General features: G+C 58.9%; 17 protein-coding genes. 13 read left to right on the top strand and 4 right to left on the bottom strand.

Translation table 11 applies throughout. The annotated features are described in order from the left end of the window. Nucleotides 1-3 precede the first annotated feature (3 nt). Complete coding sequence (locus tag GR183_RS10175) at nucleotides 4-1350, bottom strand: 8-oxoguanine deaminase (protein ID WP_160775465.1); 1347 nt, start codon at nucleotides 1348-1350, stop codon at nucleotides 4-6. 298 nt (nucleotides 1351-1648) lie between these two features. On the opposite strand from GR183_RS10175, the gene GR183_RS10170 reads away from it, so the two are divergent. Then, nucleotides 1649-2077: a nuclear transport factor 2 family protein gene (locus GR183_RS10170; protein ID WP_160775464.1), complete on the top strand. Its 429-nt coding sequence runs from the start codon at nucleotides 1649-1651 to the stop codon at nucleotides 2075-2077. 349 nt (nucleotides 2078-2426) lie between these two features. After that, on the top strand, nucleotides 2427-3059 hold the full coding sequence (locus GR183_RS10165; RefSeq protein WP_160775463.1) for a hypothetical protein: 633 nt from the start codon (nucleotides 2427-2429) through the stop codon (nucleotides 3057-3059). A gap of 134 nt (nucleotides 3060-3193) precedes the next feature. Here the strand turns inward: GR183_RS10165 and GR183_RS10160 are convergent, their stop codons facing one another. Then, nucleotides 3194-3577 carry a RidA family protein gene (locus tag GR183_RS10160; RefSeq protein WP_160775462.1) on the bottom strand — a complete coding sequence of 128 codons (384 nt, stop codon included), beginning with the start codon at nucleotides 3575-3577 and terminating at the stop codon, nucleotides 3194-3196. A 297-nt stretch (nucleotides 3578-3874) separates the two neighbouring features. On the opposite strand from GR183_RS10160, the gene GR183_RS10155 reads away from it, so the two are divergent. From GR183_RS10155 to GR183_RS10125, 7 genes are all read left to right on the top strand, one after another. Continuing rightward, nucleotides 3875-4876 carry an ABC transporter substrate-binding protein gene (locus GR183_RS10155; RefSeq protein WP_160775461.1) on the top strand — a complete coding sequence of 334 codons (1002 nt, stop codon included), beginning with the start codon at nucleotides 3875-3877 and terminating at the stop codon, nucleotides 4874-4876. A 59-nt stretch (nucleotides 4877-4935) separates the two neighbouring features. Next, the gene (locus GR183_RS10150; RefSeq protein WP_160775814.1) at nucleotides 4936-5739 is read left to right on the top strand and encodes an ABC transporter ATP-binding protein; all 804 of its coding nucleotides are present in this window, start codon (nucleotides 4936-4938) and stop codon (nucleotides 5737-5739) included. Further along, complete coding sequence (locus GR183_RS10145) at nucleotides 5736-6611, top strand: ABC transporter permease (RefSeq protein WP_160775460.1); 876 nt, start codon at nucleotides 5736-5738, stop codon at nucleotides 6609-6611. Before GR183_RS10150 ends, GR183_RS10145 begins: the two co-directional genes overlap by 4 nt. A gap of 4 nt (nucleotides 6612-6615) precedes the next feature. Next, nucleotides 6616-7926, top strand: coding sequence for a cytosine deaminase (locus GR183_RS10140; protein WP_312846810.1), 1311 nt, complete (start codon nucleotides 6616-6618; stop codon nucleotides 7924-7926). 2 nt (nucleotides 7927-7928) lie between these two features. Beyond that, nucleotides 7929-9326: an FAD-binding oxidoreductase gene (locus GR183_RS10135; protein WP_160775812.1), complete on the top strand. Its 1398-nt coding sequence runs from the start codon at nucleotides 7929-7931 to the stop codon at nucleotides 9324-9326. A gap of 2 nt (nucleotides 9327-9328) precedes the next feature. After that, nucleotides 9329-9910 (top strand): NAD(P)H-dependent oxidoreductase, encoded by a 582-nt coding sequence (locus tag GR183_RS10130; protein ID WP_160775459.1) that lies wholly within the window; start codon nucleotides 9329-9331, stop codon nucleotides 9908-9910. A 233-nt stretch (nucleotides 9911-10143) separates the two neighbouring features. Next, the gene (locus tag GR183_RS10125) at nucleotides 10144-10656 is read left to right on the top strand and encodes a MarR family winged helix-turn-helix transcriptional regulator (protein WP_160775458.1); all 513 of its coding nucleotides are present in this window, start codon (nucleotides 10144-10146) and stop codon (nucleotides 10654-10656) included. 16 nt (nucleotides 10657-10672) lie between these two features. Here GR183_RS10125 and chrA read toward each other — a convergent pair whose 3' ends face one another. Together chrA and GR183_RS10115 are read right to left on the bottom strand one after the other, a co-directional pair. Next, nucleotides 10673-12016: a chromate efflux transporter gene (gene chrA, locus GR183_RS10120; RefSeq protein ID WP_160775457.1), complete on the bottom strand. Its 1344-nt coding sequence runs from the start codon at nucleotides 12014-12016 to the stop codon at nucleotides 10673-10675. Beyond that, nucleotides 12013-12822: a chromate resistance protein ChrB domain-containing protein gene (locus GR183_RS10115; protein WP_160775456.1), complete on the bottom strand. Its 810-nt coding sequence runs from the start codon at nucleotides 12820-12822 to the stop codon at nucleotides 12013-12015. Before GR183_RS10115 ends, chrA begins: the two co-directional genes overlap by 4 nt. Nucleotides 12823-13032: 210 nt before the next feature. Between GR183_RS10115 and GR183_RS10110 the strand changes: the two genes are divergently transcribed. From GR183_RS10110 to GR183_RS10095, 4 genes are all read left to right on the top strand, one after another. Beyond that, nucleotides 13033-13545, top strand: coding sequence for a c-type cytochrome (locus GR183_RS10110; protein WP_160775455.1), 513 nt, complete (start codon nucleotides 13033-13035; stop codon nucleotides 13543-13545). Between the two features lie 104 nt (nucleotides 13546-13649). Beyond that, on the top strand, nucleotides 13650-14564 hold the full coding sequence (locus GR183_RS10105) for a DMT family transporter (RefSeq protein WP_160775454.1): 915 nt from the start codon (nucleotides 13650-13652) through the stop codon (nucleotides 14562-14564). A 94-nt stretch (nucleotides 14565-14658) separates the two neighbouring features. Continuing rightward, nucleotides 14659-15672 (top strand): LacI family DNA-binding transcriptional regulator, encoded by a 1014-nt coding sequence (locus GR183_RS10100; protein WP_160775453.1) that lies wholly within the window; start codon nucleotides 14659-14661, stop codon nucleotides 15670-15672. A gap of 44 nt (nucleotides 15673-15716) precedes the next feature. After that, a complete protein-coding gene (locus GR183_RS10095; RefSeq protein WP_160775452.1) occupies nucleotides 15717-16679 on the top strand; it encodes a 2-hydroxyacid dehydrogenase in 963 nt (320 codons plus the stop codon). Nucleotides 16680-16702 lie beyond the last annotated feature (23 nt).

The raw sequence follows: 16702 nt of genomic DNA, 5'->3' as shown, positions 1-16702 counted from the left end.
GGGTTACTGCAAGGATTCCAGGAAGCGCTTGGCCGCTTCACCGTGCTCGTAGCGCAAACGCTCCACGTCGATGTGAACCGGGAGGCCATTCATGACCTTCCAGGCACCCGCGATCATCACACGATCCGCCGAATGAGCACCGCACAGGACGAGCGCGGCAAGCGGATCTCCGCTGCCGGAAAAACGCAATTCATCAAGAGTGTAGAACGACATGTCAGCCTGCTTGCCGACGGCGATCGCGCCGATATCGTTGCGGCCCAGACATTTGGCCGAGCCTTCCGTCGCCCAGCGGAAAACGTCGAAATGGGTGACGCTCGCCGCATCATAGGTAAGACGATTGATCATCAGCGCGTGGCGCACGCCTTCCATCAGGTTGGAATTGTCGTTCGACGCGGAACCGTCGACGCCGAGGCCCACGGTAACACCGGCTGCCTCCAGTTCCTTCGTCCGGCACTGGCCGGAGGCGAGCACCATGTTCGACGTCGGACAATGGCAAACACCCACGCAGGCATGGCCGAGACGCTTTACCTCCTCGTCGGTAAAGTGGATGCCATGGGCAAGCCACACCCGGTCGTTCAGCCAACCGCATTCCTCAAGATAATCGACCGGCCTGCAGTTGAAGTGATGCTCGCAGTAGTCGTCCTCGTCCTTCGTCTCGCCAAGATGAGTATGCAGGCGGCAATCGTATTTCTCCGCCAGCGCCACGCTGTCGCGCATCAGCCGCTTGGTCACGGTGAAGGGCGCACACGGCGCAAGCGCGACCTGGATGAAAGACCCCTCGGAGGTATCGTGATAGCGCGACAAAACGCGCTCGCAATCGGCCAGGATCGTGTCCTCGTCCTGAACAACCGAATCCGGCGGCAGGCCACCGTCCTTTTCGCTCAGGTTCATGGACCCGCGCGTCACCGTCATGCGGATGCCGATGCGCGTCGCCTCCTCCACCTGGATGTCGACGGCTTCGTCAAGGCCGGCGGGGAAGAGATAGTGATGGTCGGCGGCAGCCGTGCAGCCGGACATCAAAAGTTCGGTCAGCGCGAGCCGTGTCGCCATCCTGAAGGTTTCCGGCGTCACGTTTCTCGCCCAGATCGGATAGAGCGATGTGAGCCAGGGAAAAAGTTCCTTGTTGATCGCGGAAGGATGGGCACGCGTCAGCGTCTGGAAGAAATGGTGGTGCGTGTTCACCAGCCCCGGGGTGATCACGTGGTTGGAGGCGTCGAACGTTTGGTCGACCGGCAGTGCCGGCTCATTTCCGCGCGCGACAAGCTCGACGATGACGCCGTCCTCCACGACGACGCCGCGTTCGGCACCTTCAGCCAGAATTGCAATAGGGTCTTTGATCCACAAGCGCATGGAATGGTCCTTTTCCAATCGGACCTGCAGGCTTTGATAGCGGCCCGGATTTTCCAGGCCGCCCGAGTTCCGCGCAGGGGGAATTCAGTTTCGAATAACGGGCTTCGTCTTGCCCGCCAGTTTCAGCGCCAAAAGGTACACCTCGTGGCGCGACAGCGAAAGTTATCATCCTCGCCGTCGATACGGCAACGGCGATAACGGCAACGCACTGGGAAACGGCAGATTCGCCGGAAAACGGCTTTCCGGTTATGATGATCGAAAGATTTTCAATCTGAATTTTTCAACGGGAACAGTCGCAATGCCTTCCGAGGAAAGCAATATCTCCATCCTTAAAGCCGCATACGCTCACTGGCATGAAACAAAAGGCGGCAGCATCGATTACTGGCTGAACCTTCTGGATGACAACGTCAACTTCGATTCGTTGGCGGAAGGAACGAAACCTCTGGAATTCACGCAACACCGGAATGCAAAGTCTGAAGTGGAAGATTATCTACGCTCGCTCGTCGAGCAGTTCGACATGATCCACTACACGATCGACGAATATGTCGCCCAGGGCGATCGCGTGGTCGCCATCGGCTCAACCGCGTGGCGCAATAAGGCCACCGGCAAAACCGTGGAAACGCCGAAGATCGATCTCTTCAAGATCAAAAACGGCAGGATCGTCGAATTCTTCGAGATGTATGACACGGCCAAGGTGCTTGCCGCGTGTGAACCCGATTGCGGGTGAAGTGCACCTTACCTGTCGAGCGCGAGCTTGCAGCCGAAACCGACGAAGAGCACCCCGGCCAGCCGGGTGATCGACCGCGCGAAGCGGCTGACAGTCTCGATGAAACTTGACCTGGGTGGACGACCGTCTGAGCCCAAACAGCGGCTAATCACCGGGAGGCCGGGAAGAGCTCTCTAATTGCCATTCTCAACTCACATTCAGCTTTCGTCGCGATCACCTCGAACTAGAATTTTTTGCGCGCGAAACCTAAAAAGCAAAATTTGAAAAATAAGTATTTAATTGAATTTCACCTTGATCAAAGAAATTAAACATCGTATTAATGAAAAATTCAAGCAGACAGGACAATATTATGACAAGTAAATCTAAATTAAATTCGAAATTGGAAAATATTATCTTCCTAAAAGAAGAATTTGAAGGCGGGTTAGATTTTAATGAAAAATTATACACAGATTTGGAAATTAAAGCGCGCCATTATTTGACACTATTAATCCCAACTTTAACTGCTATAATAATATATATTTTTAATAATTATAAAAATTTGAGCGACGTCTTCATTTTATTAAATATCTCAATATCTATCAACATACTCCTCTCAACAATCTTCTTTGCAGCTTCAGTTAATTTGAAAAATTACGATTCCGGCAGAGTGCATCCGCCAGATTGGGACATCAATAATTGGAATGATTTAATAGAAAACAATCAAAATTTCAGCCAAGATCTACTTCCTGAACTCGCAAAAAAACGACTATTGGCTTGGCAAAAAAATTCGAAAGAAAATCGAAACAAATCTCAGAAAATAATTACTGGACAGCGAATTATATTTTTAGCTCCTTTATCTTGTTTCCTTTCCGGGATCACCTTCATCTTTCTGAGCGACATCAGTGGGAAAACGGTCAGCATCATTTTGGGTTTGGGATTGGCTGCTGCCGTCGCTTTCCTTCCCATTTTCTCTTTCTATTATCATCACAACTCTCGCAGTTAGATATGACTTCTATTTTTGTAAGCTGAAAATTGCACAAATTGCAACCAACCCTCTTTCATGGTCCAAATCCCCGACACTGATTCTTACCTCTCCATCGAAGGAAAAACGCTTGATTATATAGATTTATGGTAATTTCACGTACTCGCCGCGATCACCTCGACCTCGACCAGGAATTCCTCGCGCGCGAAGCCCGAAACGATCATCAGCGTGGAGGCCGGTGGCGGATCGGCGGTAAATTCGTCACGCACCTTCATATAACCCCTGAGGTGCTCGCGCCCTGTCACGAAAGCGTTGATGCGCACGATATCGGCAAATCCCATTCCGCCTTCCGCGAGAATTGCGCCGATGTTTTCGAAACAGAGGCGCGTCTGCCCTTCCACGTCGGCGGGAACACGATCGTCAGACGCAATGCCGAGCTGGCCCGAGCACACGAGAAGCCGCGCGCCTGCGGGAACCTCGATACCATGGCTATAACGGGCAAAGGGTGGGCGGATCGAGCCTGGGGTGATCTGGCGCATTGGCTTTCCTCGAGAAACGACCGGATGGCAAACGGATGCTAGCCGGTCTTTCGGCTGCCGCGAAAGCCGCGACTGCAATCAATGCATGCTGCTTTTTTGAGCAGGAAACCTGCGCTAGTGTCTTAATCGAGCTGCCGCTTGTCGAGTTTTGCAGGCGCGAAGCCTAAGTGCGAGAGGCACGCGACATGGCACGGCGCTTGCTCGGTATCAAAGGTTGCCCAAAGGGGCCGCATCGAAATTCCAGGGAGACCCCGAAACCATAATCGGGCGCCATCACCAACCGGAGGCCGACGTACAATGCGAATTCTGGCAGGACTATGCGCATCGATCGCGCTTTTCGCCACCACGAACGCGGCAATCGCGCTCGACGAGGTGAAATTCGGAACCAACTGGCTGGCCGAAGCCGAGCATGGCGGCTTCTACCAGGCGGTTGCCGACGGCACCTACGAGAAATACGGGCTCAATGTCGAGATCATCCAGGGCGGCCCGCAGGCGGCCAACCAGGCGCTGCTGATGGCCGACAGGATCCAGTTCTACATGCAGGGCAACCTGATCGGCTCCTTCTCGGCCGTGGAACAGGGCATCCCGGTCGTCGAGGTTGCCGCGATCTTCCAGAAGGATCCGCAAGTCCTGATCGCCCATCCCGATCAGGGGATCGAGACATTCGAGGATCTGGCCAAGCTGCCGACTATCTTTCTCGGCAAGGATCTTTACGCAACCGGCTTTCAGTGGATGAAGGCGAATTTCGAGGGCTTCCGCGATGAGCAATACAAGCCCTACACGTTCAACCCGGCTCCCTTCCTTGCCGACAAACAGTCAGCGCAGCAGGGCTACATAACGTCGGAACCCTTCGCAATCGAAACGGAAGGCGGCTTCAAGCCGAAACTCTTCCTGCTGGCCGACGCCGGCTTCGACACCTATTCAACCATGATCGAGACCAAGGCCGATTTTCTGGAGCAAAATCCGGACATCGTGAAGCGTTTCGTCGAGGCTTCGATCATCGGCTGGTACAATTATCTTTACGGCGACAACAGCGCGGCAAACGACCTCATCAAGCAGGCCAACCCGGAAATGACGGACGCCCAGATCGCCTTCACGATCGACAAGATGAAGGAATTCGGCCTCGTTGAATCCGGCACAGCGCTTGAAAAAGGCATTGGCTGCATGACGGAAGAGCGCATCAAGGGCTTTTACGACGACATGGTGAAATCCGGTGTGGTCAAAGCCGATCTCGACATTTCCACTGTCTATACGACCGAATTCGTTTGCAACGGCCTTGGAATGGACCTGAAGAAATAGGAAGGCGCTTAAGCAACGTGACGGCAAATTCGATTGCGGCGACCGGCTCCGCGCGTGAAATGGCGCGCGGAGAAAACTCCGCGCCGATTATTTCGCTGAAGAAAGTTTCCAAGGTCTTCGCCAACGGCACCGTGGCGCTGAAGGAGATGTCGCTCGACATAAAGCGTGGCGAATTCGTGAGCCTGCTTGGGCCCTCGGGCTGCGGCAAGTCGACGGCGCTCAGGATCATCGCCGGGCTTTCGACTGCCTCTTCGGGCTCCGTGACCTGGCCCGAGGAAGCACGGCGCGGGAAACCGGCGGAAGACGGCGGCCACGAGATCAGCTTCGTTTTCCAGGAACCGACGCTGATGCCCTGGGCGACGGTGTTCGGCAACGTTTGGCTGCCGCTGAGGCTCAAGGGCGTTTCAAAGCGCGCCGCCCGCGACGACGTCATCGCCGCGCTGGAGATGGTGGGTCTTGAAGATTTCGCCGACAGCTATCCGCGCGAACTTTCCGGCGGCATGAAGATGCGCGTTTCCATTGCCCGCGCGCTGGTTACCAAGCCGCGCCTTCTCCTGATGGACGAGCCCTTCGCCGCGCTCGACGAGATCACGCGCTTCAAACTCAACAACGACCTCCTGCATCTTTGGGAGAAGTTCGGCTGGACGGTCATCTTCGTCACCCATTCGGTGTTCGAAAGCGTTTATCTTTCGAACCGCATCGTCGTTATGGCGGCCCGCCCGGGCCGCGTGGTGGAGGACATGGCGGTCGACGCGCCCTACCCCCGCGAGGAGGAGTTCCGCACCTCGCCCGTCTATAACGACTACTGCCGGAAAGCGTCGAACGCGCTGCACGATGCGATGGAGGCGAGCGCGGAAGCATGAGCCTCGCAGCCACGGAGAAAAAGCCCGAGAACGTAACGAATGCCGACCCCGCCGTCGCCCTGCTGGATGCGAAATCCGCACCCGGCAGGACCGCGCGGGCAAAACGCATCCTGATCCCGCTCCTCATGCTTGCGCTTCTGCTTGTGGCATGGAGCCTTTACGTCTGGGCCTTCGACGTGCCGCATTACATCCTGCCGAGCCCGATGCGCATTGCGGATGCGCTTGTCTCGGACTGGGGCATTTTGGGGCCCGCACTTCTGGTCACTCTCAAGATCACCTTTCTGGCGCTCATTCTCGCGCTTTTGGGCGGCGTCGCACTGGCGGTTCTGATCGCGGAATCGAAGATCGCCGAACTTGCGCTCTACCCCTATGCCGTGATCCTGCAAGTCACACCGATCGTGGCGATCGCGCCGCTTATCCTGATCTATGTGCCGACCACGCAAGCCGCTCTTTTGATCTGCGCCTGGATCGTCGCCTTCTTCCCCGTGCTTTCAAACACGACACAGGGGCTGAAATCGACCGACCACAACCTGCTCGATCTCTTCAAGCTCTATGGCGCAAACCGCTGGCAGACGCTGATTTTCCTGAAGCTGCCGAACGCATTGCCATATTTCCTGGCGGGCCTTCGCATTGCGGGCGGGCTTGCGCTGATCGCCGCCGTGGTCGCGGAATTCGCCGCGGGTTCGGCAGGTGCGGGTTCTGGTCTCGCCTTCCGGCTGATCGAATCCCAGTTCCGGCTCAATATTCCAAGGCTCTTCGCCGCCCTCTTCCTGCTATCGATCACGGGCGTGCTGATTTTCGCGGCGACAAGCTTCATCTCGCACATGCTCCTTCGCAAATGGCACGAGAGCGCGCTGAAACGGGAGGTGTGAGGCCGTGAGTTTCCTTGATATCCCCGATCAGCCCTTCGTCATTGCAAATGCCTCCATGCCCGCCTGCCTCACCGCGGCGTCCCTTGCGACGGATGCGCAAGGCCTTTCACGCGCGAACATCAGGATCGAAGGCGGGAAGATCGCCGCGATCTCTCCCTCGGGCGAAGCAACGCCGGACGGCCTGAAGGTTGTCGATGCCGATGGCGGCCTTGTCCTGCCTATGCTTGTCGACATGCACACCCACCTCGACAAGGGCTATATCTGGAAGCGCGCGCCCAATCCGGACGGGACGTTCACTGGCGCCCTTGAGGCCACGACAACCGACCGCACCGCGCGCTGGAACGCCGAAGATGTCCGCAGGCGGATGGACTTCGGCCTGCGATCCGCCTACGCGCACGGTACCGCGCTCATCCGCACCCATCTCGACTCGATCCCGCCGCAGGACGAGATTTCCTGGCCCGTTTTTCAGGAAACGCGCGAGGAATGGCGCGGCCGCATCGAGCTTCAGGCCGTTGCCCTGTTCGGCATAGAGGCGGTGTTCGAGGGCACGTTTCTCGACAGGATCGCGAAGCGGGTGAAACAGGCCGGCGGAACTCTTGGTGCCGTCACCTATATGATCGACGCGCTGGATGCCGCGCTCGACAAGGTCTTCAGGACGGCGAGCCGCCATGGTCTCGACCTCGATTTTCATGTCGATGAAACGCTGGATCCGCAAGCAGCATCCCTATCGCTCATCGCTCAAAAAGCGCTCGACCATCGCTTCGAGGGAAGGATCGTTTGCGGGCACTGCTGCTCGCTTTCCGCCCAAACGCCGGGAGAAGTCGACCGCACGCTCGATCTTGTCGCGAGGGCCGGGATCGGCATCGTCTCCCTGCCGATGTGCAATCTCTATCTTCAGGACCGCCTTCAAGGCCGCACGCCGCGCCGGCGCGGTGTGACACTCCTGCACGAGATGAAGGCGCGAGGCATTCCCGTTAGCGTTGCCTCCGACAATACCCGAGATCCCTTCTATGCCTACGGCGATCTCGACATGTTGGAAGTCTTCGCGCAGGCGACACGCATCCTCCACCTCGACCATCCGGTCGATGACTGGATAAGGACGGTGACCGCAACGCCCGCGGATCTTCTCGGCCGCTCCGTATTCGGCCGCATCGACGTCGGGCAACACGCGGATATACTGGTCTTGCGCACGCGCGACTGGAACGAACTGCTTGCCCGCCCGAGCGGGGACCGCATCGTCCTGCGCGGCGGACGGAAGATCGACCGCAAGCTTCCGGACTACCGCGAACTCGACGATCTCATGGGGAGCGAATGACTATGGATCTCGATGCGCTGAAAATGGATCTCGAAGGCCTGGAAGTCGAGGACAATCCTCAGATCGTCAAACAGAAGAGCCGCGATTTCTTCTGGTATTCGCCGGTTCTCAAACGCCAGCTCGACGATGTTGCCGGCGACCTTGTCGTAACGCCATCGAGCGAGGACGATATCCTGCGGATCGTGAAGGCCTGCTACGAGCATGACGTGCCGATCACCACCCGGGGTGCGGGCACGGGCAATTACGGCCAGGCGATGCCGCTTGCCGGAGGGCTCGTCCTCAATCTTGCGAAGCTCAACAAGGTTCTGGAGATCAAGACCGGTTCCGTGCGGGTCCAGGCCGGCGCGATCATGGCCGCGATCGACGAGGAAACGCGCGCGACCGGCCAGGAACTCAGGATGCATCCGTCGACCTACCGTACGGCGACCATCGGCGGCTTCATCGCCGGCGGCTCCGGCGGCGTCGGCTCGATCAACTGGGGGGGCTTGCGCGATTTGGGCAATATCATCTCCTTGCGCGTGGTCACGATGGAGGAGGAGCCACGCATACTCCATCTCACGGGCACGGACCTGCAAAAGGTCAGTCACGCCTATGGCACCAACGGGATCATTACCGAAGTCGAGGTGCCGCTCGCGGCCGCCTATGACTGGGTCGACGTACTTGTCGCCTTCAACGGCTTCATCGACGCAGTTCACTATGCCGACGCCATGGGAAATCAGGACGGTATCCTGACGAAGGAGATTGCAGCGGTCGCAGGCCCCGTGCCGTACGAATATTTCCTGAGGCACCAGAAGTACCTGAAGAAGGACCAGTCGGTCTGCCTCTTCATGGTGGCTTCCTTCGCCATGGATGCGTTCATGGCGTTTACAGAGCAGTTCGGGAAAGGTTCCGTCGTCTTCCGCAGCGACACAGCGACGGAGGAGGAAATGAAAGGCCTGCCGCCGGTCTATGAGCTGGCCTGGAACCACACGACCCTGAGAGGCCTTCGCGTCGACCCCTCAATCACCTATCTTCAGGTGCTGTATCCCTTCCCCGATCACGTGGAAAAGGTCGCGAAGCTGACGCGGCTCTTCGGCGACGAAGTGCCCGGCCATCTGGAATTCGTGCGTTTCGACGGAAAGATCACCTGCTTCGGCCTGCCGATCGTGCGCTACACGAGCGACGACAGGCTTGAGGAGATAATGCGCATTCATGAGGAAAACGGCTGCCCGATCTTCAATCCCCATCGTTACACGCTCGAGGAAGGCGGCATGAAGCAGACCGACGCCGTCCAGCTCGCCTTCAAGAAGGAAGCGGATCCCAAGGGGTTGCTCAATCCGGGCAAGATGATCGCCTGGGAAGATCCGGACTTCGATTTCAACTCCGACAGGATGTTCCTCTTTCCCGGTCTCGCGCGCTGAAAATGAGGGTTCTGGTCGTCTACGCCCATCCCGTCGAGACGAGCTACTGTTCGGCATTGAAGGACGCCACGCTCGCCGCGCTCGAGAAAGGTGGGCATGAGATCGACCTGCTCGATCTTTATGCCGAAGGTTTCGACCCGTGCCTGAGCCGCAAGGAGCGGATCGCCTACCATGACCCTGACGCCAACCGCGCGCCCGTTGAAGATTATGTCGAGCGTCTTCTGACGGCCGAAGGCCTCGTCCTGGTTTATCCGGTCTGGAATTTCGGATTTCCCGCGATCCTGAAAGGCTATTTCGACCGGGTATTTCTGCCAGGCGTCAGCTTCGAACTCGTCGACGGAGACGTGGTTCCCGCCCTTCACAACATTCGCAAGCTTGCGGCGGTAACGACCTATGGCGCAACGCCGCTTCGCGCTTTCCTTGCAGGAAATCCGCCGAAGAAAATCGTCAAGAGGGTGCTGCGCGCGGTGATCAGGCCCGGTGCGCCGCTCACCTACCTCGCGCATTACGACATGAACAACTCCACGCCCGGTACACGCAAACGGTTTTTAGGCCGCGTCCACGATCGGATGCGACGTTACTAGAGCGCTTTCCACGAAAGCGGGATCGCTTTCGTGACCAGAATTCGCTCCAGTATTAATATCCCCAGCATTTCCTTGTCGCGAAATCCGATCCAGATTTCGCGGGATATGCTCCAAGGCTGAACACGTTTCGCTTTTGGCCGGCAGAGGACTATCGTCAGCCGGCAAAGAATACACTGCGGTATTATATGATATTTCGTCATCAAAGTTTCATCGACGGTTGGTAGGTCGAACGTATGGCTTTCAATCACAAAAAGAGTGTCACCTTCCGCCTGTCTCAGGCTTCCAAGGCACATCGATCGCGTGCGGGCACGCATTTGACGCGTATTGGCCTGCACCCCGGCCAGGAAGCCGTCCTGAAAATCCTTTCAGGCGAAGACGGACAGACGATGAGCCAGCTCGCCGCTGGACTTGGCGTGCAGCCGCCCACGGTGACCAAGATGATTTCGCGGCTTTCGGCTCAAGGATTGTTGCGCCGGGAAGCATCTTCCTCCGACGGACGCCTTGCGCGCGTTTACCTGACGAATGACGGACGCGAAAAAATCGCCTCGATAGACAAGACATGGAAGCGGCTGGAGCGGGAGGCTTTGGCGGGCCTTGACGACAAGGATCGCAAGAAGCTGCGCAAGCTCCTTCGCCATGTGGAGAAGAACCTCTCCGCGCGGATCGATCTCGACCCGGATCTGGATCAAGAGCCCGACGATCCCGAACCGGCGCCAACGGAAGTTCTTGTCGCCAAATCCGCTTGACCTTCGCCGCCGCATTTCAGATTGCCCCGGCAAGCCACCGTGTCGCCAGCCCCAGAAGCGCTGTGACTGCCACCACCGTCGCTACGCCGCTTTTCGTCCGGAATACCAGAAAGGCGGCGACCGCGGCGAGCAGGATCGCCGTGACATCTACCGTTGCGACATTGGGCAAGGGCAGCGACAGCCAGCGCCCGTCGATTAAGGCCACATCCGCAAAGAAGACATGAAGCGCGAACCAGACGGCCAGATTCAGGATCGTGCCAGTGACCGCAGCCGTTATCCCCTGCATCGCGGCTGAGAGCCTTGCGTTTCCTCGCAACCGTTCGATGTAGGGCGCGCCAAGAAAGATCCACAGGAAGCTCGGCGTGAAGGTGACCCAGACGGTCATGACCGCTGCCAGGACACCGCCGGCAAGCGGAGAAAAGGGGGCAGGCTCACGGTATCCGGCGAGAAACCCGACGAATTCGGTCACCAGGATGAGCGGACCCGGCGTCGTTTCCGCCAGACCCAGCCCGTCGAGCATCTCGCCGGCGCTCATCCACCCGTAGGTCTCCACAGCCACCTGCGCCATATAGCTCAACAAGGCGTAGGCTCCGCCGAAGCTGACCACGGCAAGCATGGAGAAAAAGCCGGAGATCTCGACGAGAACGTGCTGCGGCGTGAACACGAGAGCGGCGACGAGCGGGGGAAAGGCCCAGACGACCAGGCCTGTCGCCAGGGTCTTGGCAAAGCCTGCGCCGCGAGACCCTCGCACCGACTCTTCCGCAAGCGGATCTCGAACAGCGCTCCCTTTCAAGCCGAACGCGCCAATCAGCGCGGCGGAAATGATGACCACGGGAAACGGAACGCCGAATACGAAGAGAGCGAGAAAACTGGCCGCCGCGATCCACCAAGCCAGGCGCATCTTGAGCGCGCGGCTTCCGACGCGAAGCAGCGCCTGAACGACGATTGCCAGAACGCCCGCCTTGATCCCGTAGGACAGGCTTTCGACCAGCGGCACATTACCGAATTCCGCATAGACGCCGGCCAGCACCAGCATGGCAAACGCGCCGGGAAGGATGAAGAGCAACCCGGCCGCGATGCCGCCACGTATGCGATAAAGCAGCCACCCGCAATAGGTGGCAAGCTGCTGGGCCTCCGGCCCCGGCAGAAGCATGCAGTAATTCAACGCATGCAGGAACCGGTCCTCGGAAATCCAGCGCTTTTCGTCCACGAACTCGCGGTGCATGAGCGCGATCTGCGCTGCCGGCCCACCGAAGGAATAGATGCCGATCTTGAAGGACGTGGCCAAAAGGTCCGAAAAGGCCGGTGCCCGCCCTTCGCCAGTCGTATCGACCTCATCGACGATAGCTGTCTCCTTCATGTCGGCGAAGTCCAGTTATGGGTTTCATCGACAGCGTCGCGGCACCAGCGATAGAAGGCGTCACAAAGGACCATGCCGGCTTCAAGCTGTTTCAAATCGTCCTTGTGGATGCGTGACAGTCCCAGGCAAGCGGCGAGAAAACCAGCGGATTGGGGCGTGAGATCGAGACGCTGCGTATCCGCACCGCGCACGATGGCCGACAGCTTCAGCAGCGGCTCGGTAAGCAATCCGAACTCTTCAACCATGGTATCGAACGTGCACCTGTCATCGCGATGACTCCAGTAAACATCAGGCATGTCGAACGGGGTGGCGTCGAATTTTTCCGCGACCGCGAGAACCTCTCCTTGATCGACATAGAGGAAGACGGCATCCGGATCGACGAACCGACGGATCAGCCAGGGGCAGGCAATCCGGTCGATCTTCGGTCGCGCCCGTGTTACCCAGACGGACGCTCCGCTTTCACCGGGAGGCGGAATTCGCGAGAAAGGAACGAGCGGCCCTCCGCCTTCGCGCCATGCCTCAAATCCGCCTTCAAGGGTTTCCGCCTCCAGTCCATGATGGCGCATCCAGGCCGCCGCGCCCTGGGACAGCTTTCGCCCTTTCTGGCAAATCACGACGACTTTTCGAGCGCCCGATGCATGCGCCATTGCCGCCGCCCTGGCGGGCGACGTTCGGCTGGCACCCGGGACAAGACGCGGGTCCGCGCAGAAGTCTTCATCATCACGCACATCGATGAGACGTGGCTGCTCCGGCGTGCCGATCAGTCGGGCGAGTTGGGATACGGTGATTTCGGTATTCGACGGCATGGCGTCCTCCTCCCTCGCAGAGGTGTCCCCTCGAATGCGAGTGATGGAACGCGAACCTTGGGCTGCCGCCTCACGGGGTGGTCGCGATTGACCCCTTGCGGATATCTTATGCGTCGAAACACCCGCAACGTCAACTTTCCGATAGCCGTGCGGTGCAGGTCAAAACGGCTAAAAATGGCATCACCTTGCCTTGAGCCCGGGGTAATCTCCATGTTTCGCGCAATCGTTCCCGTTTCCATGATAATTGCGGCAATTTCTGCGCCAGCGTTCTCGCAAGGCATCGATCCTCATGCACTTTATGAAGATAGATGCGCGGGTTGCCATGCTCCCCATGCTTCCGAGCTTGCAACCGAAAAGCTTGAGCTTCGTGGAGCGGACCTCATCACGAAGGATCGTGGACAGCCGCTCGACGCATTCTTGCAAAGCCACCGTCGCACCGGACTTTCACCGGAAGAGATCGATGCCCTCCTCGCGCATTTTTCGGCGATCCCCCTCTCGGGCGGCCTTTATCGCGACAAATGCACAACCTGCCATGAAAGAGCGAGAGAATTGGCGCGTCTCTTCCTGGTCGAAAGGGAAAATCGCATTGTCGGGCGATACTCCGGCCGCGACATCGAAGCCTTCCTCGCCGGTCACGGCCGCCTGGACCCGGAAGAGAAAAGAGCGATCGTCGAGATGTTCGCCCGGCAGATCGACAACCTCAAACAGTCCGGCAAGCCTTGAGATTCACGCTGGGCAGCTATGCGGGAAACCCACTAGGTAAAAGCGGCATGCTTCTATAGGGTGCTATTTGTCGGACAAATGGCACCGGCGCTTCAAGGACGCTCATGACGACCGACACCACGCATCTCAACGGACATTCCGGGCAGGCTTCGTCCGCCACGCGCGAGCGATTTATCGGCATCTCGCTTATCTGCCTCGCATTCCTGTGTTTTGCAGGATTGGATACGACCGCGAAATACCTCGTGCAGGATCTGCCTTCGGTGCAGGTCGTCTGGTTCCGTTTCGCGAGCCACGTCGTGCTTGCCTTCGTCCTGTTCCGCGTCTGGCAGAAGCCTGAGCTTTTCAGGAGCAAGCGCTGGGGACTGCAAATAGTCCGCGCATTCTGCCTGCTCGGATCCACCTTCTTCAATTTCATCGCCGTCAGATATCTCCAGCTCGCTGAGACCGTGTCGATCATGTTCGCGGCACCTTTCGTGGTGACGGCACTTGCAGGACCGCTCCTCAACGAATGGGCGGGACCGCGCCGCTGGGCGGCCATCGTCGTCGGCTTCCTGGGGGTGCTGGTCGTCGTGCGCCCCGGGCTCGGCGGCATGCATTGGGCCGCGATCTTTTCCGTTGCGGCCATGTTGTGCTTTTCGCTCTATTCGCTCCTGACGCGCAAGCTTGCCGAAACGGAATCGTCTGTCGGGATGCTGATCATTTCAGGCCTTGTCGCGGCGGTCGCGATGACGCCTTTCGCGATCGACGAATGGGTCGCCCCGCCCGATCTCTTCTCCTGGGCCCTCCTGATCTCGACCGGCTTTTACGGCGGACTCGGGCATTTCGTCCTCATAGTGGCTCACCGGCTTGCGCCCGCCCCCGCACTGGCGCCATTCCAGTATTCCCAGATCGTCTGGATGATCGCTTGCGGTTATTTCGTCTTCGCCGACGTGCCCGGCATCTGGACTGTCTTCGGCGCATCGATCATTGTCGCCTCCGGCCTCTACATCCTCTACCGCGAACGCAGCCTCGGCAGCTGATCCCGCTTGCCCGCTCTCTTGCGCCGGCGCTCGAAAGCGTCGAATGTTCGTTCGGCTGTTCGACTAACACGAATATACGGCGGGCGAAGAAAACATGAGCGACCGAGGGACGGGCAGAGGCCGACGGGTAAGACTCGGCGATATCGCCGCGGATCTCGGACTTTCGACGGCTACCGTTTCGCTCGCGTTGCGCGATTCGCCGCTCGTCGCCGAAGATACCCGCGTTCGCGTCAAGGCCCATGCAGAGGCACGCGGCTACATTTACAACCGCTATGCGGCCTCCCTCAGAACCGCGCGCACCGACATGATCGGAGTCGCGGTGCATGATATTCAAAACCCCTATTTCGCCGAGATATTCAGATCTCTGGAAGACGAACTGGGGCAGGAAAAGCAGGTCGTTCTGATCTGCAATCACCGCGACGACGTCGCTCGTCAGCGACAGTTCATCGACGCTTTGCTGCAGCACCGGGTGGACGGGATCGTGCTATGCGCATCCGTCGGCACGAAGGCCGACGAGATCGTCCGCCTCACACAGGCCGGCGTGCCGGTCACGCTGATTTGCCGTGAAGTGGAGGGCGTTCCGGCACCGGTCGTACGCGGGGACGATTACGCCGGCGGCTATGCGGCGACGAAGCACCTGATCGAAAGCGGCCACAGGCGTATCGCCATGGTCGGCGGACGCCGGCAAACCTCTGTGGGCCAGGACCGCAACAGAGGCTGGCGCGAGGCGCTGAGCGATGCCGGCATAGACCCGGATTCGCAGATCGACATTCCCGAACTCATGACGCGGGACGAGGGTTATGAGATCGTGCCGAAACTGCTTGAAGCCGATTCCGCGCCGTCAGCGGTGGTGGCCTTCAACGATCTGATCGCGCTCGGCCTTCTGGACGGATTGCGCCGGGCGGGCCGCACACTTGCGATTACCGGCTATGACGATATCAACGCCGCAGCGAAGCAGGCGCCATCGCTTACGAGCGTCAACAATTCCGCCGCGCAAATCGGCCGTATCGCCGCCGATCTGATCCTCAAGCAGATCGCAGGCGATACGACGGACGACCAACGCATCCTCATAGAACCGAAATTGATGATCCGTGAAAGTTCAATGTAGGGTCTGTCGAGGATCAGGCCGGGCAATACTCATCGGAGGAGCAAATGGACAAGCCTGACATTCTCGTACCGCGTCCGCTGATGCGCTCGATCCTTAAAGTACTCGACCGGGACTACACTGCCCACAAACTCTGGGAAATGGCCGATCCCGACGCTTATCTCGGTTCCGTCGCGCAAAGAATAAGGGGTATTGCGTCGGGCCCTTCGGCGAGGGTGGACGCCAGCCTGGTGGACAGGTTGCCGAACCTGCAGATCGTCGCCAATTTCGGCGTCGGCTACGACAGTGTCGACGCCAGACACTGCGGGAGACGGGGCATTGTCGTCACGAACACTCCCGATGTGCTGACCGAGGAAGTTGCCGATACCGCGCTCGGCCTTTTGATCATGACAGCGCGCGAACTTTCAGCGTCCGAACGATATTTGCGCGCCGGAAAATGGGAGAGCGACGGCCCCTACCCCCTTACGCCCGGCACGCTGCGCGGGCGCAAGCTCGGCATTTTCGGCCTGGGGCGGATCGGCAAGGCGATCGCGCGGCGCGCGGAAGCCTTCGGCCTTGAAATTCACTATCACGGCCGCAGGCGCCAGGAAGGCGTCGCCTATCCCTACCACGAAAGCCTGACAGAGCTGGCCGGCGCCTGCGACACGCTGATGATCGTTGCTCCCGGCGGCGCGGATACCCGCCATACCGTGGACAGGGATGTGATGGAGGCACTCGGGCCGAACGGCATCCTGGTCAATATCGGCAGAGGCTCGGTCATCGATGAACAGGCGCTGATCATGGCCCTGAAGGAAGGCGTCATCCTGGCGGCGGGGCTCGACGTCTTCGAGGACGAGCCGCATGTGCCGGCGGAACTGATCGCGCTCGACAACGTCGTCCTCCTGCCGCACGTGGGGTCCGCGTCGATCCACACGCGCGAGGCGATGGGCAATCTCATGCTCGACAATCTCGCCACGTGGTTCGAGGAAGGCCGCGCGATCACGCCGGTGCCGGAAACGCCGGCGGGCTGACCGGCCCGCAGCGGATCAAATTG

This window comes from Stappia sediminis (assembly GCF_009826895.1).
GTDB classification, from domain to species: domain Bacteria; phylum Pseudomonadota; class Alphaproteobacteria; order Rhizobiales; family Stappiaceae; genus Hongsoonwoonella; species Hongsoonwoonella sediminis.
This window is presented reverse-complemented; position numbering and strand designations above follow the sequence as displayed.